This is a genomic window from Pontibacter sp. GD7, from assembly GCF_058216375.1.
This window is the reverse complement of sequence record NZ_JBYZMP010000012.1, coordinates 83,101-103,414: the sequence shown is the minus strand read 5'-3', so window position 1 is coordinate 103,414 and position 20,314 is coordinate 83,101. Positions and strand designations below refer to the sequence as shown.

18 protein-coding genes are annotated in these 20,314 nt (G+C 47.4%); 15 read left to right on the top strand and 3 right to left on the bottom strand.

What is annotated here, in order from left to right:
• Positions 1–317 precede the first annotated feature (317 nt).
• The 6 genes from AC4BAP_RS16740 to AC4BAP_RS16715 all read left to right on the top strand — a co-directional run bounded on the left by AC4BAP_RS16740 (position 318) and on the right by AC4BAP_RS16715 (position 9,058).
• A complete protein-coding gene (locus AC4BAP_RS16740; RefSeq protein WP_490583840.1) occupies positions 318–1,997 on the top strand; it encodes a complex I subunit 4 family protein in 1,680 nt (559 codons plus the stop codon).
• On the top strand, positions 1,998–3,497 hold the full coding sequence (locus tag AC4BAP_RS16735) for an NADH-quinone oxidoreductase subunit N (RefSeq protein ID WP_490583819.1): 1,500 nt from the start codon (positions 1,998–2,000) through the stop codon (positions 3,495–3,497).
• A gap of 8 nt (positions 3,498–3,505) precedes the next feature.
• Complete coding sequence (locus AC4BAP_RS16730) at positions 3,506–5,401, top strand: amidophosphoribosyltransferase (RefSeq protein ID WP_490583818.1); 1,896 nt, start codon at positions 3,506–3,508, stop codon at positions 5,399–5,401.
• A 94-nt stretch (positions 5,402–5,495) separates the two neighbouring features.
• Positions 5,496–5,693 carry a hypothetical protein gene (locus AC4BAP_RS16725; protein WP_490583817.1) on the top strand — a complete coding sequence of 66 codons (198 nt, stop codon included), beginning with the start codon at positions 5,496–5,498 and terminating at the stop codon, positions 5,691–5,693.
• Between the two features lie 190 nt (positions 5,694–5,883).
• Positions 5,884–6,291, top strand: a complete 408-nt coding sequence (locus AC4BAP_RS16720) for a hypothetical protein (RefSeq protein ID WP_490583816.1) — start codon at positions 5,884–5,886, stop codon at positions 6,289–6,291.
• Positions 6,292–6,505: 214 nt separating this feature from the next.
• Positions 6,506–9,058, top strand: coding sequence for a T9SS type A sorting domain-containing protein (locus AC4BAP_RS16715; protein ID WP_490583815.1), 2,553 nt, complete (start codon positions 6,506–6,508; stop codon positions 9,056–9,058).
• 55 nt (positions 9,059–9,113) lie between these two features.
• Here AC4BAP_RS16715 and AC4BAP_RS16710 read toward each other — a convergent pair whose 3' ends face one another.
• A complete protein-coding gene (locus AC4BAP_RS16710; RefSeq protein ID WP_490583814.1) occupies positions 9,114–11,309 on the bottom strand; it encodes a M3 family metallopeptidase in 2,196 nt (731 codons plus the stop codon).
• Positions 11,310–11,534: 225 nt separating this feature from the next.
• Here AC4BAP_RS16710 and AC4BAP_RS16705 point away from each other — a divergent pair, with 225 nt between their 5' ends.
• On the top strand, positions 11,535–11,774 hold the full coding sequence (locus AC4BAP_RS16705; protein ID WP_490583813.1) for a hypothetical protein: 240 nt from the start codon (positions 11,535–11,537) through the stop codon (positions 11,772–11,774).
• Between the two features lie 76 nt (positions 11,775–11,850).
• Complete coding sequence (locus AC4BAP_RS16700) at positions 11,851–12,102, top strand: hypothetical protein (RefSeq protein WP_490583812.1); 252 nt, start codon at positions 11,851–11,853, stop codon at positions 12,100–12,102.
• A 144-nt stretch (positions 12,103–12,246) separates the two neighbouring features.
• On the opposite strand, the gene AC4BAP_RS16695 is transcribed toward AC4BAP_RS16700, so the two are convergent.
• Positions 12,247–13,572: a hypothetical protein gene (locus tag AC4BAP_RS16695; protein ID WP_490583811.1), complete on the bottom strand. Its 1,326-nt coding sequence runs from the start codon at positions 13,570–13,572 to the stop codon at positions 12,247–12,249.
• Positions 13,573–13,881: 309 nt separating this feature from the next.
• On the opposite strand from AC4BAP_RS16695, the gene AC4BAP_RS16690 reads away from it, so the two are divergent.
• The 7 genes from AC4BAP_RS16690 to AC4BAP_RS16660 all read left to right on the top strand — a co-directional run bounded on the left by AC4BAP_RS16690 (position 13,882) and on the right by AC4BAP_RS16660 (position 18,646).
• Positions 13,882–14,184 carry a hypothetical protein gene (locus AC4BAP_RS16690; protein ID WP_490583810.1) on the top strand — a complete coding sequence of 101 codons (303 nt, stop codon included), beginning with the start codon at positions 13,882–13,884 and terminating at the stop codon, positions 14,182–14,184.
• 178 nt (positions 14,185–14,362) lie between these two features.
• On the top strand, positions 14,363–14,731 hold the full coding sequence (locus AC4BAP_RS16685) for a hypothetical protein (RefSeq protein WP_490583809.1): 369 nt from the start codon (positions 14,363–14,365) through the stop codon (positions 14,729–14,731).
• Positions 14,732–15,154: 423 nt separating this feature from the next.
• A complete protein-coding gene (locus tag AC4BAP_RS16680) occupies positions 15,155–15,637 on the top strand; it encodes a thioredoxin family protein (RefSeq protein WP_490583808.1) in 483 nt (160 codons plus the stop codon).
• Positions 15,638–15,645: 8 nt separating this feature from the next.
• Positions 15,646–16,707 (top strand): FAD:protein FMN transferase, encoded by a 1,062-nt coding sequence (locus tag AC4BAP_RS16675; RefSeq protein ID WP_490583807.1) that lies wholly within the window; start codon positions 15,646–15,648, stop codon positions 16,705–16,707.
• A gap of 4 nt (positions 16,708–16,711) precedes the next feature.
• A complete protein-coding gene (locus AC4BAP_RS16670; RefSeq protein WP_490583806.1) occupies positions 16,712–16,939 on the top strand; it encodes a DUF4266 domain-containing protein in 228 nt (75 codons plus the stop codon).
• Entirely contained in the window at positions 16,924–18,135 is a 1,212-nt protein-coding gene (locus tag AC4BAP_RS16665) for a DUF3570 domain-containing protein (protein ID WP_490583805.1), read from the top strand. The genes AC4BAP_RS16670 and AC4BAP_RS16665 overlap by 16 nt, the downstream gene beginning before the upstream one ends.
• 109 nt (positions 18,136–18,244) lie before the next feature.
• Complete coding sequence (locus AC4BAP_RS16660; protein ID WP_490583804.1) at positions 18,245–18,646, top strand: DUF983 domain-containing protein; 402 nt, start codon at positions 18,245–18,247, stop codon at positions 18,644–18,646.
• A gap of 39 nt (positions 18,647–18,685) precedes the next feature.
• On the opposite strand, the gene AC4BAP_RS16655 is transcribed toward AC4BAP_RS16660, so the two are convergent.
• Positions 18,686–19,573: a dienelactone hydrolase family protein gene (locus AC4BAP_RS16655; protein ID WP_490583803.1), complete on the bottom strand. Its 888-nt coding sequence runs from the start codon at positions 19,571–19,573 to the stop codon at positions 18,686–18,688.
• Positions 19,574–20,314: the final 741 nt, after the last annotated feature.

Sequence of the window (20,314 nt, the reverse complement as noted above, 5' to 3'; positions counted from 1 at the left end):
TCGGATTTGTGAACTGGAAGTATGATAACTGCGGATTTTTAATCCGCAATAGTAAAGGCGGTAACTATAAGTAAACAAGGGGATTGCAAATCCGCAATTAATATGGCTCCGGATTGCAAATCCGAAGCAGCAGGTTTGATGGATCTGACCTCACAGCGTCTTTAACTTGTCCCGAAGTATTTCGGGAAACCTGTGAGCGTCTAGCTGGCAATAAAAAACAATCAACAATTAACAATCAACAATAATAACAGTTGAACGATTTTATACTTAGCGGCTTAATCTTTTCACCTTTGCTGGTAGCATTGTTTGTGCTGTTAATGCCTGTCCGGATGCAACAGCCTATACGGTTCGTGGCGCTGTTTGGCACGGTGCTGCAATTGGTATTAGCCCTGCTTTTATACTTCAGGTTCGATGGTACGGCCTTTTCCAACGGGCAAACCGGGTACCAGTTTGTGGAGAAAGTAAACTGGATAGGCTTTTCGTTGGGTAGCCTGGGCCGCCTGCAGATCGATTATTTTGTGGGCGTGGATGGCATGAGTATAGGCATGGTGCTGCTTACAGGTATAATTGGTGTGATCGGAGTCATCTCTTCCTGGACCATTACCAAAAACGTGAAAGGCTATTTCCTGCTCTACCTGCTGCTCATGGCGAGCGTGATGGGCTGTTTCCTTTCACTGGATTTCTTCCTGTTTTACCTCTTCTTTGAGTTCATGCTACTGCCAATGTACTTTTTAATAGGCATTTGGGGTGGGCCTAAACGGGAATATGCAGCCATCAAGTTCTTTATTTATACTTTAGTTGGGTCGCTTTTCATACTTGTGGTGATGATCGGATTGTATACTTCCGTGATCGACCCAGTGGCTACGGCGGCACAAATGGAACTACTGCAAAACGGGATTGTCAGCCCGGATGCCATACTACAGGTGCAGCAACTCTTGCAGCAAAATGTGCTGAGCAGCGATGAACTGGTGCGTACATTCAGCATTCCGGCCATGATGGAGCCTGCCAATTACATTCCTGGCAGTTTGCTGCATGTGCTTTCGGGTACGGAGTTATGGGATCTGCCGCTGCGCTTTATTGCCTTTTTGTTGCTGTTTGCCGGTTTTGCCATTAAAGTGCCATCGGTGCCTGTGCATACCTGGCTACCCGATGCGCACGTAGAGGCACCAACTCCGATCTCTGTTTTGCTGGCGGCTATACTTCTGAAAGTAGGGGGCTATGGCCTGATCCGTATCGTTTACCCGATCTTCCCGGATGCCGGCGCATACTTTTCGGTGCTGGTTGGTGGCCTGGGTGTTTTGTCAATCATCTACGGTGCGTTATGTGCGCTTGCCATGAACGACCTGAAAAAGCTGATTGCCTACTCATCTGTATCGCACATGGGATTTGTGTTGCTTGGGTTAGCCTCTTTAACAGTTGAGGGTGTAAACGGCGCCGTTTACATGATGTTTAGCCACGGCATTATCTCGGCCATGCTCTTCCTGGTGGTAGGCGTTATCTACGACCGTGCCCACAACAGAGTGATCCTGAATTTCCGTGGATTAGCCAACAGAATGCCGGCTTATACGGCCTTTGTGGTGGTGGCCTTTTTCGCGTCGTTGGGTCTGCCGGGTTTCTCAGGCTTTATATCAGAATTGATGGTGCTGCTCGGTGGTTTCAGTGCCCCGGATGTAACGGGTATGCTGCCGAGGTGGATGACGGTGGTTGCGGTGATTGGTTTACTTTTGAGCGCAGCTTATTACCTGTGGGCTTTGCAGCGCATGTTCTTCGGTAAGTACTGGATTTTTCCGGAACTGCGTGAGAAAGCATTGATCAGCGACCTGACTGCCAGAGAATACCTGATGCTGGTGCCTCTAGCCGTTCTAACCCTCTTGTTCGGAATTTTTCCGCATCTGCTGCTTGATAAAATGGGCACCACAGTTACCGGCTTTACAGAGTTGGTGCTACAAAACGGTCAGGAACAGATAAGTATGGTTCTATCTTCCATTATACAATAAGTGAACGAGCAGGCAGCCATTTTATCGGATAAGATCAACGCCATAATTTCGGGGGCGGGCTCCTTATTGCCTGAACTGCTGCTGGCGCTTTTCTTCCTGTTACTCGTTATCCTCGACCTGTTCAAATCCAGGACAGTAAAACAGATATTGCCCTGGATTGCGCTTTCGGGTTTGTTTGCCACACTGGTGGTACAGCTATTGGGCGGCTATACTTCCGGGGGTGATACGTTTCTGAACCTGCTGCTATCAGACGGACTGGCGCAGTTTGGAGGTATACTTTTCAGCGTTACGGGTATTTTTACTATCCTGCTGTCGTTGCAAAGCAGGCCGCTGGAGCAAATGGAACAGGGCCGCGGCGAGTATTATGGGCTCCTGCTCATACTTGTGCTCGGGCTCAACCTGATGGCCAAGTCCGTTAACCTGCTGATGGTTTTCTTGAGCATCGAAACCGTTTCCATTGCGTCTTACATCCTTACCCTTATCCTGAAAGAGGACCGCCGTTCTGTAGAGTCCGGCATCAAGTATATACTTTACGGAGCCCTTTCGGCGGGTGTGATGGTGTACGGCATGTCTTTTTTCTATGGCTTTACGGGCACGTTAAACTATACCTCGGAAGGATTTGCGCTGGCGCTTTTGCAGGCCGACGGCATGTTGGTAACAATTGCGGCTATACTTGTATTTGCCGGGTTCTTTTTCAAGATTTCGGCTGTTCCGTTTCATTTCTGGGTACCAGATGTGTACCGGGGAGCTCCCATGCCTGTGGTTGCCCTGTTCTCAACGGGGCCAAAAATGGCGGGTATATTGGTTATACTTAGGTTTGTGGAGCCGTTTGCTGATGCCCTGACTTACGCCGATGTACAGTTGTTTTTAGGGGTTGCGGCCCTGGCTACGCTGGTAATTGGTAACCTGACTGCCCTGTGGCAAAGAACGCCGCGCAGACTGATGGCTTATTCCTCGGTTTCACATGCAGGCTTTTCGCTAGCAGCCCTGCTGGCCTTCGGTACGGACTATACTTCAGGAATCCTGTTTTACCTGGCGGTGCTGCTGTTCATGAACTTCGGTATTTTTCTTTTCCTGCAGATTTCTGAAGATGAGTTGGGTGTGCAGCAGTTGGATGACTTCGCTGGGCTTGGCAAAGTATATACTTACCTCGGGGTGATGGCCTTGCTGTACCTGCTTTCCTTAACCGGCTTGCCGCCACTGGCAGGCTTTATGGGCAAGCTACTGATCTTTACCAATATTTGGGAGGCCTATACTTTGTCCGGGAACTCCATGATGCTGACCTTGTTGGTAGTGGGCATCCTGCTAACCGGCGTGGCTTTGTTTTATTATATTAAGATTCCGTACTACCTTTTCTTTAAAAGGAATTTAAGAGAAGAAATTTTAGTTACTTCACTATCAAATAAACTGCTGTTGGCTTTGTTTGCGCTTCCATTGCTGGTGCTGTTCTTTAAACCGGACCTGCTCCTGACCTGGATAGAGCGACTGCTGGCACAATAAAAGCACCCATGAGCGACTCTATTAAGCACGAATGCGGCATTGCCCTGATCAGGCTCAGAAAACCGATCGATTATTATGTAGAGAAGTATGGAACCCCGATGTATGGCATCAACAAACTGTACCTGCTGATGCAAAAGCAGCATAACCGTGGGCAGGACGGTGCAGGGGTTGCCAGTATCAAAATAAATGCCCTCCCCGGCATCGATTATATCAACCGCTTCCGGTCAGTTAAAACGCGCGCCATCGACAGCATCTTCGGAAAGATTGGCAAGGAGTTCAAAAAGCTGAAAGAGGATCATCCGGAGCATGCCGACAATACCGGGTGGATCTGGGAGAACATGCCTTTCTTGGGGGATGTATACTTAGGCCACCTGCGCTACGGTACCCACGGCCTTAACAGCGTGGATAATTGCCACCCCATGGTGCGTGAAAACAACTGGCGCAGCCGTAGCCTGGCCGTGGCCGGTAACTTTAACATGACCAACGTGGATGAGCAGTTCCAGAAACTACTGGAACTGGGGCAGCACCCGAAGCATAAATCCGACACCATCACCGTACTGGAGAAGATCGGCCATTTCCTGGACGAGGAGAACCAGATGCTTTTTGATGAGTTTAAGAAAGGCGACTACACCAATAAAGAAATCACCAGCCTGATTGAGCAGAACCTGAACCTACAGCGCGTGCTGAAGCGTGCCTGTAAGGATTTTGACGGTGGTTATGCCATGGCAGGCCTTACAGGTTACGGCGCCTCTTTTGTGGTACGCGACCCGAATGGCATACGTCCGGCATATTATTACGTGGACGACGAAGTGGTGGTGATTGCCTCTGAAAAACCTGCCATTAAAACAGCCTTCGACATCGACTACAACCAGATAAAGGAGATCACACCGGGCCATGCGCTGATCGTTGACAAGGCCGGCAACCCGGAACTGAAGGAGATCATGCCGCAGGGCGAAAAGTTGTCGTGCAGCTTTGAGCGCATCTACTTCTCCAGAGGCAACGACCCGGAAATTTACAACGAACGCCTGAACATGGGCCGTTTGCTTTGCAGGCAGATACTGGAGGCTATCGACTATAACCTGAAGGACACGGTGTTCTCATACATCCCGAACACTGCCGAAACCTCCTGGCTGGGCATGATGAAAGGGATTGAAGACCACCTGCGTGCCTACCGCAAAAAGGCTATTCTGAACAACCAGCTTTCTGAGCAGGAACTGGATGAGATTCTGCAGTATAAGCCGCGGGCACACAAACTGGTAATTAAAGATGCCAAATTGCGCACCTTCATTACCGACAACACCAGCCGCGACGACCTTGTTACACACGTGTACGACACCACTTACGAGGTTATCAAGAAAGGTGTGGATACCTTGGTTGTGCTGGATGACTCGATCGTGCGCGGAACCACTTTGGAGAAGAGCATTATTAAGATGCTGGATAAACTGGAGCCGAAAAAGATCATCATCGTTTCCTGTGCCCCGCAGATCCGTTACCCTGATTGCTACGGCATTGACATGTCGCGGGTAAAGGAGTTCGTAGCTTTCAGGGCGATGCTTGCTTTGCTGGAGGATAACGGCAAGAGCCACTTGGTGCAGGAAGTATACAAAAAATGCGTTGATGCGCAGGACACGACGGAGTTCAAGCAGAAAAACTTTGTGCAGGAACTGTTCGATCAGTTTACCCACGACGAGCTGTCTGCCAAAGTAGCACAGATCGTGAAGGCACCGGGTATTAATGCAGAAGTACAGGTTATCTACCAGACCATAGAAGACCTGCACCAGGCTTGCCCGAACCACAAAGGCGACTGGTATTTTACGGGTAACTACCCAACGCCGGGCGGCACAGGTGTTGTTAACCGTGCCTTTATGAATTATGTAGAGAATAAAGCAGGCAGGGCTTACTAAAGCGTCTGCTTTTTATACTTACAGCACCTCCGGAGGTACGATTCCGGAGGTGCTGTTTATTTATAGTCACCACCATTTAAACTTTGCTCTTGCTATGCAAAATGTTGCTGAAGTCATCTTTACACTCATCCCGCTTATACTTTTTGTATACCTTTCAATAACCATGCTGGGCGTTATAAAATACAATCAGCATACGGCATTTCTGCAAAACGCATCTGTTACTACCAAGGTGGCGGTTTACGGTGGTACCATTGCTTTTCTGATCATGGCTGTGATTGACCTGATAGGTTAGTAGTTTGCTGTAAAACAGTTTTTTACCCTTTGGTTGTTAGCGTGGTTTCTGTGCTTTTGTGAAAAATTAGTGCAATAAAGACAATCATTTATTTTTATTTTCGGTAAATAGAATCTGGGTTTTTATACTTGGTTAAATTCTATTTATGATGAACAGGGCAACGGGCTTAGGACTATGTACTGAGGTTGTTTTGCAAAATGACTTTGTATCGGTGTGCTATAATCAAGATTATCGCTTGCTCATACTTAACTGGAAACGGCAAATCACCATTGATGAGCGCAAAGAGGTTTTTTTGTGGGGCTATGATTTTACGATACAGCACCAGGTTAAAAACTGGCTGATCGACGATGAGGAGATCTACATGTTCACGCAGGAAGAAAAAGACTGGGTAGAGAACTGCTGGACAGAACTGGCCGCGCATGCCGAGATCAGGAAAATAGCCGTTTACACACCCGATCATTTCAATACCCTCTCCACAATGACGGAGTTTACCTCCAACGCACAGAAAAACTACAAGCACCACGGTAAAACGAGACACGAAGTATTCACAGATTACGAAAGTGCCCTGAATTGGCTGCGGGTGAGTAGTCAGAAGTGATGCTACGGAGGCGGTTTATACTTGCGAGCTTGTCTATGGTGTAAATGCCATTTGAGCCGCCTATGGAATAACCAGAACCTTTGTAGCCCAGTCATTTGCATCCACTAAACTTTCTGCATTTTGATTTTATTCTGCAGTACATAAGCTATCTTTGCAGCTTTAAGTTAAGGGCATACCGAATTGCCTATATTTCTGATTTTCTATTAGTATCTGCTTGAAAAACAATTACCTACTTGCGCTTTTTTTCATTGGCTTTTTCCTGTTCAGAACCGTTACTGTTGCAGCACAGCAGCAAAGCAGTACAGCCGAGCCATTCCCTTTTTCGGTAAATAGCACCAACCTTACCGTCTGGAACGGCGAGAAATATGTGCCAATCTTCCTGAAGGGTATAAACATGGGTATTGCCACACCGGGCACCTTCCCGAGTGAGCTGGCAGCCAGTAGGGCCGACTACGGCAGGTGGTTCCAGCTTATCCGCGATGCCGGCTTTAATAACATCAGGTTGTATACGTTGCACTACCCGCGCTTTTACGAGGTGTTGGATTCTTTTAATCTTGCAAACCCGCAGAGCCCTTTGCTATTCTTTCAGGGGGTGTGGTTAGAAGAAGAATTGCCGGGTTACGATGAAAACCTGTTCTATTTGAGCCCATACTTTAAGCGTGAGATAGAGGAGAACGTGGACTGCGTGCATGGTGACCGCACCATTGCTGCGAGGCCGGGCAAAGCACACGGCACGTATAAAACTGACGTTTCTAAATGGCTGCTGGGGTATATCATTGGCAGGGAGGTGCACCCGCCTGAGGTAATTCATACCAACGAAAAGCATCCTACCCATACTTCGCACAATGGTCGTTTCTTGTCTATTAAGGATGTGAACCCTGCGGAGGCTTGGACAGTAGAGCACTTGGATTACCTGCTTTCCACGGAGATGGATAAGTATAAAACCCAACGCCCCGTGAGTTTCTCGAGCTGGCCTACCCTGGACCCGCTTTCGCACCCCTTGGAGCTGAACACCTACGAGGACATGGCCTCCATCGATATTTCGAAGATGGATTGGTCGAAGGCGAAGGCCGGTTATTTTGCCAGCTACCACGCTTACCCCTATTACCCCGATTTTGTGAGCCGAGACCCGGAGTACGCCAGCTACAGCGATTACCTGGGGCAGAACAGCTACATCGGGTATCTGACAGCGCTTAAAAAGCATTATAAAAACGTGCCCCTGATTATTGCGGAGTTTGGTGCGCCATCGAGTTGGGGAGTGGCCCACTATGCGCAAAACGGCGTGCACCACGGCGGTATGGACGAGGAAACGCAGGGCAAGTATAATCTGCGCCTGTTACAGAATATTGAGGCTGCCGGTGGGGGCGGGGGCATTCAGTTTGCCCTGATGGACGAGTGGTTTAAACGCACGTGGGTTACTGACCAAATGGACTTTAACCCCGACAGGCGCATACTTTGGCATAACGTAACAGCGGCAGAGCAGAACTTTGGATTGCTTGGTTTCAAAAAAGCTGGTCCGGAAACTACACCGTGGCAAACCTTCTGCAACGACTGTCCGGTTAAAAGCGTGGAGGCAGGAGTAGACTTTGGTTACCTGAACATGAAGCTGAACATTGGCAAACCTATGCTGGTGAACGACACGCTTTGGGTAGCCCTGGACACCTACGATGCTGCCCTGGGCGAGAAGCTGTTGCCAAACGGAAAGCGCATCGGCAACGGGGCAGAATTTGTGCTGATGGTTACCAATTACAAGGCAGAACTGTATGTAACGGAGGCCTACGACCTGTATGGCATCTGGCACAGAACATCTACTGATAAGCAGTTATACCGCTCTATAGCCACTGACGGTGCGCCCTGGCGAATTGTACGCTGGAAAAACAACAACAACGAGCAGGAAGTGCAGTATGTAGGCAGCATGCGCGTAAACCGACTGGGCTTGCCACCTTCTTCTCTTGACGCTGTAACAATCACAGACAACGCCATCGACATTAAACTGCCCTGGACTCTGCTGAACTTTACAGACCCAAGTACGGCCACTGTGATGCACGATAACCTCAGCACCCCGGAGCGTGAAGTGCGCGTATCAGATGGCATTGCCGCTACTATTTATTACGGGGGCAATAGATACGAAACAAACAGCCGCTATACTTGGGAGAACTGGAACCACGCACTGAATGCCGTGGAGTATAAAAAGGCATCTTATGACGTGGCCAAAAAGTATATGCGCACCATGCCGGGTGCCCCTATCGCAAAGCAGGACAAGTATACTGTTAAGCTGGGTAAGATAAATGAGGTAAAAGTTAGCGAAGGCCTTCTGAAGAACGACTTGTCGCTGGACGGCAGCTTGATGGAGGCTGTGCTGGAAACCGGGCCTGGAAAAGGGCAGCTGATGCTACACAAAAACGGGGCTTTCCTGTTTGTGCCGGACGAGGACCAGACAGGTGAGGTTACCTTTACTTACCGCGTAATAGCAGGCCTGCACCGTTCAGAGCCCGTTAGTGTAAAACTTACAATCGAGGGCACTCCTGCAGGTGATGGCTTTGCAGCCGTTTACCCTAACCCAACTTCAAGCAGGGTAAATGTGTCCTCGAAAGCAGTAGTTGACCGACTGGAAGTATACAACCACTTAGGAAGATTGCTACAGAGTATTGCCGTTAATTCCAAAGAAACGAGCATGGAACTGGACAAGCTGCCTCCGGGCATTTACCTTATCAAACTTTACTCTGGCAAAGAAACCCTGACCAAGAAAGTGGTATTGCTACAATAAAACAAAAGCGCCTGGCAAATTTGCCAGGCGCTTTTGTTTTACAAAGTATGTGTGCTTATTTCTTAGCCTTTGGCCCCGGTACCGGGAAACCACGGTCACGCATCAAAGCATCAATCTTAGCATCGCGGCCACGGAACTTGCGGTAAGCCTCAGCTGGGTCCATAGAGTTGCGTGGGGCAAACAGGTACTTCACCAGTCTGTCGGCAACCTCTTTGTCGTAGAACCCACCCGGAGCCTCCTGGAAAGCCTCGGCTGCGTCAGATGTCAGCACGTCGGCCCACAGGTATCCGTAGTAACCCGTAGCATAACCCTCGCCAGAGAATACGTGCGTAAAGTGCGGCGAACGGTGGCGCATTACGATCTGCTTCGGCATGTTCATTTTAGCCAGTGTCTCACGCTCAAACTTGTCCGGGTCCAATCCATTCGGGTCAGCCAGGTGGAAGTGCATGTCCATCAGGGCAGAAGCCAGGAACTCAGTTGTAGCAAAGCCTTGGTTAAAGGTAGATGCCTTCTTGATCTTGGCAACTAACTCTTTCGGCATCGGCTCGCCTGTCTTGTAATGCTTCAGGAATTGGTTGATCACCTTATCAGTAGACAGCCAACGCTCCAGTAACTGCGACTGGAACTCGGTATAGTCGCGCACGCCGCTGTTCAGGGTTGGGTATTTTACGTTAGATGCTAGGAAGTGCAGCGCGTGGCCAAACTCATGGAAAAATGTTTCCGCATCGTCCCAGGACACCAGCACAGGTTCGCCTGGGGCGGGCTTCACGAAGTTAGAGTTGTTAGATGACAGCACTGTTTTCTTGCCATCGAAGGTAGTGTGGGCACGGTAGGTAGTAGCCCATGCACCAGAGCGTTTACCCTGACGTGCAAATGGGTCAAGGTACCACAATCCGATATGCTCACCGGTGGTCTTGTCGGTAACTTCCCATACTTTCACATCCTCATGGAACACCGGCACAGAACCCTCAGGTACTGGCGTAAACTTAAAGTTGAACAACTCACCGGCAGTGTAGAAAATGGCCTGCGTCAGGTTACCTAGCTCCAGATATTGCTTCACCTCATCAGAGTTCAGGTCATACTTTTGCTGGCGCACTTTCTCGGCGTAATAGCGGTAATCCCAAGGCTCAATCGTGATCTTGGTTTTGCTCGTTTTGTTGGCAATCGCCTGCATGTCTGCAACTTCCTGCTTTACACGGGCAAGGGCAGCCGGCCAAACAGCGTTCATCAGGTCCATGGCAGCCTGTGGGTTCTTTGCCATGCGGTTCTGTAGGCGCCACTCAGCGTAGTTGTCGTAGCCCATCAACTTCACACGCTCGTTGCGCAGCTTCAGTATTTTGGCAATGTTCTCGTTGTTATCGTTGGCATCTCCGTTGTCGGCACGCGAGTAGTAGTTTTTCCATACTTGCTCGCGCAGGGCACGCTCATCAGAGTAAGTCAGGAACTGGTCCATGGATGAACGGGTGTTGGTAACGGCATACATACCTTCCTTGCCACGGTCAGCGGCCGCTTTGGCAGCAGCCTTCGCAAAAGACTCCGGCAAACCGCCCAGTTGGTCTTTAGTAAAGTATACCACATACTTTTCTTCGTCGGCAAGTACGTTGTTGCCAAACGAAGTATAAAGCGACGAAAGCTCTTTATTGATCTCAGCGTAACGCTGCTTTGCCTCTGGGCTAAGGTCTGCGCCCTCCATGGCGAAGTTCTCATACACCAGTTGCACCACACGCTGCTGATCGGCAGGTAGCGGGTTTTTCTTGGCGTTTTCGTAAACAGTTTTTACACGCTGGAAAAGCTTCTCATTCTGAGAGATCTTAGAGTTGAACTCAGATATCTTAGGGGCTAACTCAGCCTGTATCTTTCTGAACTCCGGCGTAGACACATTGCTACCCCAAATGCCATAGTATGTAAACACACGACCCAGCTCTTCACCTGCTCTTTCCATCTCCTCGATGGTGTTCTCGAACGTGGCAGGCTGGGGGTTCTTGGCAATCGCCTCGATCTCGGCCAGGTTTATGGCCATTGCTTTCTCCATGGCTGGCTTCAGGTCAGCCAGGTCCATTTTGTCGAAAGCCGGAACGCCACCGTAAGGGCCTGTCCAAGGTTTAAGCAGTGGGTTGGTTTCTTCTTGTTTTTGCTCTACGGCAACTTGTGTTTGCTGCGACTGTGGCGTTTGTACCGAAGTACAGCTTGCCAACGCCAACAGCACCAGTAAGCCAGACTTTTTGCCAGCTACTACTATTTCTTTTTGCATAGAATTGTTGGTTTGTGACTCAGGTTCGTGCGAGCCTGAAAAGGTAAATTTAGCACAAGATACGGAAAAATAACCGTCTGTAAATGCCCTCCAATGTCCAAAGAGCATGCCATAAAACCCGGGCATGACCTGGGTGCAGGAGCGCCATGATAAATATATAAAGTGGATTATACCTGCCTGGTAGTATCTTACGTAGAATATATTGTACCCCTAAAAGTATAAGCTATGCATTCTACTGTTTTCAACTTTGGCGAAGGAAGCTTGTTTATAACTAACAGGCGGCCTGTGAAACAAGAGATCAAGGACAGGCTGCTGTGGCAGGCAATGAAAATTGCCAAAACAGGCAGACGCGTATTCCAGGACGGACTGATCATTTATACGCCACTCCCTGCTTATCTGGATGGGCCAACCACAATTGAGGTATACTGGGATTTCAGAAGCCCGGACGAACTCGATCAGAATTAAGCAGGCCTTGTTTATCTGTTTCGTAACAAAGCCTGTATGAAACATGTAATTTAGATTAGCCTTCTTACATATTTGCATGAACCTAGAATTCTTTAACACCCACTCTCATGCAGGAAGATTAGAAATAATCTGGGCTCATGGTACTTTTCTGGCCCACAGGGGCAGAAGAGGATACCGGATAGCGCTTTATGACCTTGGTAATTTCTTTGCCGAGATCTGGTCTAACCCACACACCGACTACATAAGTATGGTGAGGGGGTACAAGAGCAAAAAAGCGCTGGAGCCATACCTGGGTAAGATAAGTATAGAAAGTATGATGGAGTGGTAAAGTATACAGCTGTTTCAGTATTGCCCTTATGATACAGCAATGGTCTGTTTTAAGCAGCCCTCCTAGTTATCCTATGGTCTAAAAATCGACAATTTAAGTTAGAATAGAGGCTACCGATGGTTTACACCGGCAACCTCAATTTTTTTACCTGGTGGCATAGGGCTGCTGTACCGTAACCGAACTTACCACCTTGCCTCCCTGGTTTTTAACTTTTGCCAGTGGGTGCTGTTGCTGTGCACCTACTTTCTGAAGCAGTAAAGAAAATAGCTGTACTGCTTCAAGTTCTGTAAAGGTGCAATGGCCATAGCGGTTTATTGGTACTGCCGCAAACAGAGAGCTTTTACCCGTAGGTACCTTTTCCTGGTACAAGGTCATGTTCCAGATAAGCTGTATCGGGTCGAGGGTTGTGTGCGATTTTACCAGAGGCTTCTTAAAGATGCCGCTTGTCTCATAAAGCTTTTTAATGGTTTTAGTTGCTTCCTTGTCTGCCTCGTAACGCTGCACAGACTCGTTTATCAGGGCATCTAGCGTTGGGCTGCCCGAGCCAGCGTAGACGTACTTCGCGTTATCGAAAGGCTGACCTCCCAGTTTCTCGATGGCATCAATAATGAAGAGATTGTAAGTGAGCACGCCTACTACCGTCTGCACTATGGAGTTAGGGTCGTTGGGTAGGTAAGGGGCCTGGGCTACATTTAGCAGCGCAATGGTTTTAGCCTGATCTTGTGATATGGCATTTACGATTTGGGGTATGTAAACTGTCTCCCAGTTCAGGATCATGTCGTTTGGTACATCAACCACAGTGCCGGGCAGCACATTCGGGAAGAAGAAATCAAACAACACCCTGAAGTTGCCATAGTAATTAAGCTGCCGCTGAAAATCGCCACATGGCCCGCATAAAGACAAGCCTCCGCTCCATAGTTCCGGGTAGCGCTCAATGGCCAGTGTTGTTACCAATCCGCCTTCAGAGGCCCCCGTCAGGTAGATCTCGCCGGGCATGCCATATTCCTCAATAAACCTGTTGCGTAAGTTTATCATGTCCTGGATGCCTGTCTGAATGGCCAGCCCATTGTCGCTGTAACTGGTTGTGGCAAAGGCATAGCCAAAACTTGTGAACAGCGGGGCGTACACACTTGCCTCTTCCGCGATGTGCAGCGGCTCAAAAGCGGGTGTATAACCGCGTGCATAAAGTATAAGTTCGCCGTTCCAGTTAGCGGGCACGCATATAAATATGATCTCACCGGACGGCTGCAGTACCTCGGTTCGGCATAAAGACTGCGTTATGTCTCCGTTAAAGGTTGTAACTGTCTGCACGTTTGTGGTAGCCAGGTCTGGCTGCATGGGGCTAGGTTCTTCCTCCAGCATCGGCTGACATTGCGCCAACAGGGTAAGCAGGCAAATGCATATGACCTTTACCGTTTGTGAGTGCTTGAGCAAGTTAAAGTCCTTCAGGTAATGTAGCGTTGTTTCCATAGGTTATGATCTATTTAAATCCTGAAATGTAAAAGCAGCTTAAGGTCAGGGTGAAGGGCAGGTGCAGGTATCTGATCCTGGGAAGGCGGGGCTATTATCCCGCTTTAGATTGGATGCTGATTACCAGCACAAAGCACACTGGTAACGGCGTTTAGTTGTACGAGTAAGTATAAAATTAAACTGCATTAAAAGTTGATAAAATTAGTTTCAGGCAATATTTGCACCGTGTATACTTCTTAATTTGTTGTAAAGGCTGATATGGGTTATAGCTACAAAAAGGAAACTGATAGTCTTTGTATCTTTGCCCTGATGAACTTTATTAACCTTAGCACCTATTACCGGCTTTATGCTTTCTCGGATTACGGAAGTATGAAAGCGGCACTGCCTTACCTGAGAAGTGCGGTGCTGGCAAAAAGGCTGGCAGATATTGAAGAGGCTGAGATAAGGAGATACGTGATCAGAGTTGCCCAAGGTGGCTACAAAAACTACCTGGAGCCGATCAATGAGCTCTACCCAAAACAAAGTGCGGCGCAGTCATTTATTTCTGCGCTTCAAGTACTATACAAAAGTAATGGCTACGCTGCCAGGTATGTTGTGGTTGAACGGAGATGATCTGCTTTAAAACTAAAACTGTTATTGAACCATACAGCCTATCTTTACCTTATAATTCAGTAAAGCTGATAATATAATAAGGTATTAGCTGTTATATTAATGATGATCTAAAGATTAACAGGCATATAATTACACGTTCATTCATAATACTTATACATTTGTAAAAACTGCATCATCTGTGAAAAAGATATTACTGTTACTGCTAATGGTCATTACCTGCTTCAATCTTGCAGGCGGCTATGCTATGGCAGTCACAGTAATTTCACAGCCATCTGAGTCAGCTCTAAACTTACACCTAACCAGCAAACCAACCAGAGATGTACTGAAAAAGCAGGTTTATGATCTGCTAGCCGTGCAAGCCGGTAAATGCGAAGAGAAGGAGGATGACTGGGCACAGCCAGAACTTAAGTTTCATAACAAGGTGGCTTGCAGTTCTTTTACCCCTGATTTTAACCTTCTCAATAAGCATTTTCTGGTACACTATAGCAAAGCAATCAAAGCTAAACATCCTGCTGCCAGCCTGTTGTACCACAACCTCAGACTATAACATTCCATTTTGGGTTATTACTACCTGTTCCGTGAACAAACCCTAGTTCAATGGTGGTAATCCTATTTACACCCAGCCTCTAAGCCGTCAACTTTATTTATAGTATGGTTTTGTCATTGGTTCGATACCGGATCGGGGATTGCTTGATTGCCATATTACTACCAGAGATAAGTAATAAAGATGCTTTAAAGTATAAACTCCACAATCATACTTCCGATAGCTAAAGTCTTATACAAATACTGATACTCTGGCAATAACAGCACTTTTTGATACCCAGTACCGTTGTGTTAATACAACAAAAAAAGGTGGTTGTAGAGCGAAACAGACGTACACAGTATTTCACATTTCCAAAACTACTGCCTTGCTTGCACAAGCAAAGGATGGTTTGTTTCGGATACTATTTAAATTAAAAAATTTGTTTCAATGAGAAGAATACACATCATCCTCCCCCTGGTTCTTATACTTTTCTTGTCAGGTTCCTTTATCCAGGCTAAAGCCCAGGCTACAGCAACAGCGCATAATCCCTGGCTAAAAAATTTTGAAGAAGCTTTAAAGCAGGCCAAAACAGAGCATAAACCTGTTTTGATGGTATTTGCCGGTTCCGATTGGTGCAAACCCTGCATCTTATTGCGAAAGGAGGTTTGGGACACCCCGGCGTTTGCTAAATATGCGGCAGACAATCTTGTTTTGCTCGAACTGGATTTTCCGAGGTTCAAAAAGAATCAACTGCCAGCTGCGCAGGTTAAGCACAACGAGCACCTGGCCGAAGTTTATAACAAAGGCGGCGAGTTTCCGCTGGTGGTGTTAACGGATGAAACCGGAAAAGTAATTTCCAGAACAGGGTATAAGGCGGGCGGGGCTGAGGCTTATGTCCAGCACCTGAAGGCTTTGCTTCAACATAAGTAATAGCTGCTATGAAATCCAGAGGGTTAGCTTTTCTGATTCTATACCTGTTTGTGGGTTGTGCGGCAGCTTTTGCGCAAACAAGCACAAAGGCTAAAGTACAAAAACGAGTCTTATTGTTGATGGGTACACGGTTTGAGCTGGCTGCAGTTTCGGAAAGTGAAGAGCAGGCAAACCAGGCTATAGACGCAGGTATAAATGAGATCAGGCGTATTGAGGCACTCATTTCGGAATGGCAGCCTACCAGCCAAACCAGCGCCATAAACCGGGCTGCCGGCTCCATGCCTGTCCGTGTAGAGCAGGAACTGTATGATCTCATATCCAGAAGTATAAAAATATCGCGGCTGACGGATGGCGCATTTGATATTTCCTTTGCCGCAGCGTACAAAATCTGGAAGTTTGATGGAAGCATGCAGCAGATGCCTTCGCCGGAAGCGGTGGCAGCATCTGTCAAGCATATCGGTTATGAGAAGATAATACTAAACCCCGACCAACAAACAGTGTTCCTGAGCGAACCGGAGATGAAGATCGGCTTTGGTGCCATTGGCAAAGGCTATGCCGCTAACCGCGCACGGGATGTAATGCGCAAAATGGGTATTAAGGCCGGCTTGGTAAATGCCGCCGGCGACATGATTACCTGGGGCAGGCAACCTGATGGCCAGCCGTGGTATGTTGGCATAGCAGACCCAGTGGAGCATGACAAGGTTTTCTCGTGGCTCACTGCCAGTGAAACATCCGTGGTTACTTCCGGCGACTATGAAAAATACGCCGTGATAAACGGGAAACGGTTTGCCCACATCATAGACCCTCGTACAGGCTCCCCGGCAACCGGACTGAAAAGTGTAACCATTATCTGTCCTGATGCTGAGTTAGCAGATGCCCTTGCTACAGCCACATTCGTATTGGGCGCCACAGATGGTTTGCACCTTATCAATCAATTGAAGGGGATTGAATGCCTGATGATCACGGATAAGGATGAGATGATCACTTCGGATAACCTGCACCTGCACTTTTATCAGAACAAAAAAGATACTGCCCAGCAGGAAGATGCTGGAAAGAAACGTATAAAATAAAACTATGAGAAACCAACGGGCCTATTTGCTTGCCGCTGTCTGCCTACTTTTGCTAGGTACGCTTAGTGGCTGCGAGGTAGTTAAACCATACCAGCGCACTTTCCTGAATGAAGAGGAAATGAAGCTGAGCGCAAGAAAGGTGCAGACCTTTGAAACCAACTTTGAATCGTATAGGGAAGGGGCAGCCGGTGCTACTGGTGGTAAAATGGGAGGAGGATGCGGATGCAATTAAAGTATATCCTGATGCTTGCGGCCTGTACCTTAACCACCGCATCAATAGCGCAAACCACAAACCGGAATTCTGGTAGAAGAGCGCGTGAATTAACTCCCGCCGAAGTAAATATACTGGGCAGTTACTACAGTCAGGATGGCAAACACTCGCCGGTTACCGGCGGTGTAGGCACCGAACAGTTAACTGATGTCACGCCCACTATCATTGTAAACGTTCCGCTGGACACTGCTACCAACCTGAATGTAAACTTTGGGATGGACTTTTACTCCTCTGCTTCAACAGATAAAATTGATTTTAACGTGTCGTCAGCTTCAAAGTCGGATGTGAGGACACATTTGAATGTTGGCATTAGCCGCAGAAACGCTTCGCGTAGAATTATCAAAGGCATTACCATCGGCGGCTCTACGGAATATGATTACCAATCTGTATCGCTGGGTGTAAACTGGAGTCAGGAATCTGCAGATGGAAACCGCGAGTTGAGCCTGGGTGCATTAGCGTATTATGATGTCTGGTCGCTTATCTACCCTGTGGAGCTGCGCAGAAACGGACCATTACTGAGCACTGACAAGCGCCAATCTTACAGCATTTCAGCTACGCTCTCTCAGGTGATCAACCGCAGAATGCAGGCAGCCATTTCATCGGATGTGGTATACCAGACAGGTTTGCTTTCAACGCCATTTCATCGGGTATACTTTAAAGACCAGGAAATGCCTGACATTGAGCGGCTCCCGGATACTCGCTTGAAGTATCCGCTGGGCCTGCGCCTGAACTATTATACTTCCGATTACCTGACCATGCGTTTCTTCTACAGGTTTTACTCCGATAGTTGGGGCATGACAGCCAATACTTTTGAAGTGGAAACACCTGTTAAAGTGGGGCCATTCTTTTCTTTCTACCCTTATTACAGGTACCATACCCAAACGGCCATCGACTATTTTGCGCCTTTCCGGGAACACCTTTCCACAGAAACGCATTATACTTCAGATTTTGACCTGTCGGGTATAAACAGCCATAAAGTTGGTCTCGGCGTGCGTTACTCCCCGCTGCAGGGCATAACAAAATTCGGTCTTCCGTTCTCTAAAAACAGCACACAGTTCAAAAGTATAGATCTGCGCTTTGGCAACTACTGGCGCAGCGACGGCCTGAATGCATTCATCATCAGCACAGATCTGGGCTTTACGATTCCGGCGAAGTAGATGTAAAGGCCCTTACCATAATTCCATACTTTTAGCTGGTTTATCAGTAAGGTAAGTCCTAACTTGGAGCCTGTAAGTATGGGCAACCAAAACCTATTTACAAGTATAAATGAGCCAGCGGAATTCACTAGTATACAGCATTATTGCGGCTAAATGCCCCCGGTGCAGAGAGGGAAACATGTTTCCGGAGGGAACGCTTTACAGCACGAAGTTTGCCGAAATGCATAAGCACTGCCCCTGTTGCGGACAACCTTACGAACCGGAACTGGGCTTTTATTACGGAGCCATGTATGTAAGCTTTGCCTTTAACGTGGCCATCTTCCTGGTTGCCCTTTTTATACTTTACCAGTTCGTTGAAGAGATAACCCTGGCTATGATGATCGGAATTGTGGCTGTGGTGGTGATCGGTTTACTGCCTGTGATTTTCAGGCTATCCAGAGCACTTTGGATCAATATATTTGTAAAGTATGAGGGGCCCTGTAGCCAGATCCCCAACAAGTTGCGGGAATAGTGCTGCAACTTGCTGGGGAGATCGTGGTTAAGTAACCTGCTATTTCAGCTCCTTCTTAAAAAAGTCTATCGTGCGTTGCCAGGCCAATTCAGCGGCAGCCTTGTCGTAGCGCGGGGTAGTATCGTTATGGAAGCCATGGTTTGTGTTGGCGTAAACATAGGCTTTATAATCTTTATTGTGCTCTTTCAGGGCGGCTTCGTAGGCGGGCCAGCCTTCGTTTACCCGGGTGTCCAGTTCAGCGTAGTGCAGCAGGAGTGGAGCCTTTATTTTTGCCACATCCTCGGTGGCCGGCTGGCCTCCGTAAAATGGCACTGCAGCATCTAAGCCCGGTATCCGCACTGCCATCATGTTGGCTACCCAACCTCCAAAGCAAAAGCCTACCACGCCAACCTTGCCATTGCATTTTTTGTGATCTTTCAGAAATTCATAGCCGGCTATAAAATCCTCCAGCATTTCCATTCTGTCGCGTTTATTTTGCAGGGCACGGCCCTCATCGTCGTTGCCGGGGTAGCCTCCCAATGGGGTCAGGGCATCAGGGGCAAGCGATACAAACCCAGCCAGCGCTGCCCTTCTGGCAACATCCTCTATGTGCGGGTTCAGGCCACGGTTCTCATGCACTACCACAATCCCTCCCAGTTTTTTCTTTGCAGTTGCCGGCATACACAACAAAGCCCTGATAGTGCCGCCTCCTTTCGGGGATGGATAAGTGATGTAGCTGGTCTTTATTCTCGGATCATCTGCCTGTAACTGAACACCACCTTTATAATCGGGCATCAGGAAACTCGTAAGCGCCCCCACAGTTAAGCCTCCCACTGCAAACACAGAAAGCTTTTGGATGAAATCGCGCCTGTTTATCCGGTTGTGGGCGTAGTCATCGTACAGGTCAAACACTTCCTGTTTTATGTCTTCTTTGTTGATGTTGTCCATAAAAGTATAGATAGGGAGGATATAATCTAAATATAGTCAATTTTAAATTAGCCTGTCTGACTGATCTTTATCTGCATTTAAAACATGCAGATAACTCAAAGATTGTTGTTTTTATCTATGAGCCTGTTTAGAGTTTATTAAAATCTATTCTGCCTGCCCTTGCTGCGTGTTTTCACCGGCAAGTATACTAGCCAACGTCATTTAATTGTTGGTGAAAAACACCAACAATGGCGAGGTCATACTTCTTAACTAAAACTCTAAACAGCTTCCATGCAATAAAATGAAATCTGCAAAGCATAAAGTATGGCCAAAGTAATCTGACCACCTTATATAAGGTATAGAGCTTAGCCTTATGTCTACATATAGATGACTTTATGTTGATTGGATAAGATAAGAGATATAAATACTTAGCAAATAATAATATTAATAAAATTGAATGTTGTATAAATTTAAGAAATTTTAAGTACAAATACTTACTTAATCTACCAATTCATTTGCCTCAATTAAAGTAGCTCAACCCCTTTTTATATTCAATCTATGTTTAAATGATGATTTTGAGAATTAGTGTCAGCTATTATTAAGCTTTTAAGTTAATCAGGTACCTAAATTGGAAATTTATTTACAGTATAACAAAACACATAAGTTGTTTAATGCTATTGCGTTACATGATTAGTTTGTCATACATTTGCCGTTACTAATATGAAGCAAACTTCATATTAGTGATACCTTCTATACCTGCAA

Coding starts and splice junctions, on each gene's coding strand:
- AC4BAP_RS16740 (WP_490583840.1), top strand. CDS start 318: ATGCCTGTCCGGATGCAACAGCCTATACGGTTCGTGGCGCTGTTTGGC.
- AC4BAP_RS16730 (WP_490583818.1), top strand. CDS start 3,506: ATGAGCGACTCTATTAAGCACGAATGCGGCATTGCCCTGATCAGGCTC.
- AC4BAP_RS16725 (WP_490583817.1), top strand. CDS start 5,496: ATGCAAAATGTTGCTGAAGTCATCTTTACACTCATCCCGCTTATACTT.
- AC4BAP_RS16710 (WP_490583814.1), bottom strand. CDS start 11,309: ATGCAAAAAGAAATAGTAGTAGCTGGCAAAAAGTCTGGCTTACTGGTG.
- AC4BAP_RS16705 (WP_490583813.1), top strand. CDS start 11,535: ATGCATTCTACTGTTTTCAACTTTGGCGAAGGAAGCTTGTTTATAACT.
- AC4BAP_RS16700 (WP_490583812.1), top strand. CDS start 11,851: ATGAACCTAGAATTCTTTAACACCCACTCTCATGCAGGAAGATTAGAA.
- AC4BAP_RS16695 (WP_490583811.1), bottom strand. CDS start 13,572: ATGGAAACAACGCTACATTACCTGAAGGACTTTAACTTGCTCAAGCAC.
- AC4BAP_RS16690 (WP_490583810.1), top strand. CDS start 13,882: ATGAACTTTATTAACCTTAGCACCTATTACCGGCTTTATGCTTTCTCG.
- AC4BAP_RS16680 (WP_490583808.1), top strand. CDS start 15,155: ATGAGAAGAATACACATCATCCTCCCCCTGGTTCTTATACTTTTCTTG.
- AC4BAP_RS16675 (WP_490583807.1), top strand. CDS start 15,646: ATGAAATCCAGAGGGTTAGCTTTTCTGATTCTATACCTGTTTGTGGGT.
- AC4BAP_RS16670 (WP_490583806.1), top strand. CDS start 16,712: ATGAGAAACCAACGGGCCTATTTGCTTGCCGCTGTCTGCCTACTTTTG.
- AC4BAP_RS16665 (WP_490583805.1), top strand. CDS start 16,924: ATGCGGATGCAATTAAAGTATATCCTGATGCTTGCGGCCTGTACCTTA.
- AC4BAP_RS16660 (WP_490583804.1), top strand. CDS start 18,245: ATGAGCCAGCGGAATTCACTAGTATACAGCATTATTGCGGCTAAATGC.
- AC4BAP_RS16655 (WP_490583803.1), bottom strand. CDS start 19,573: ATGGACAACATCAACAAAGAAGACATAAAACAGGAAGTGTTTGACCTG.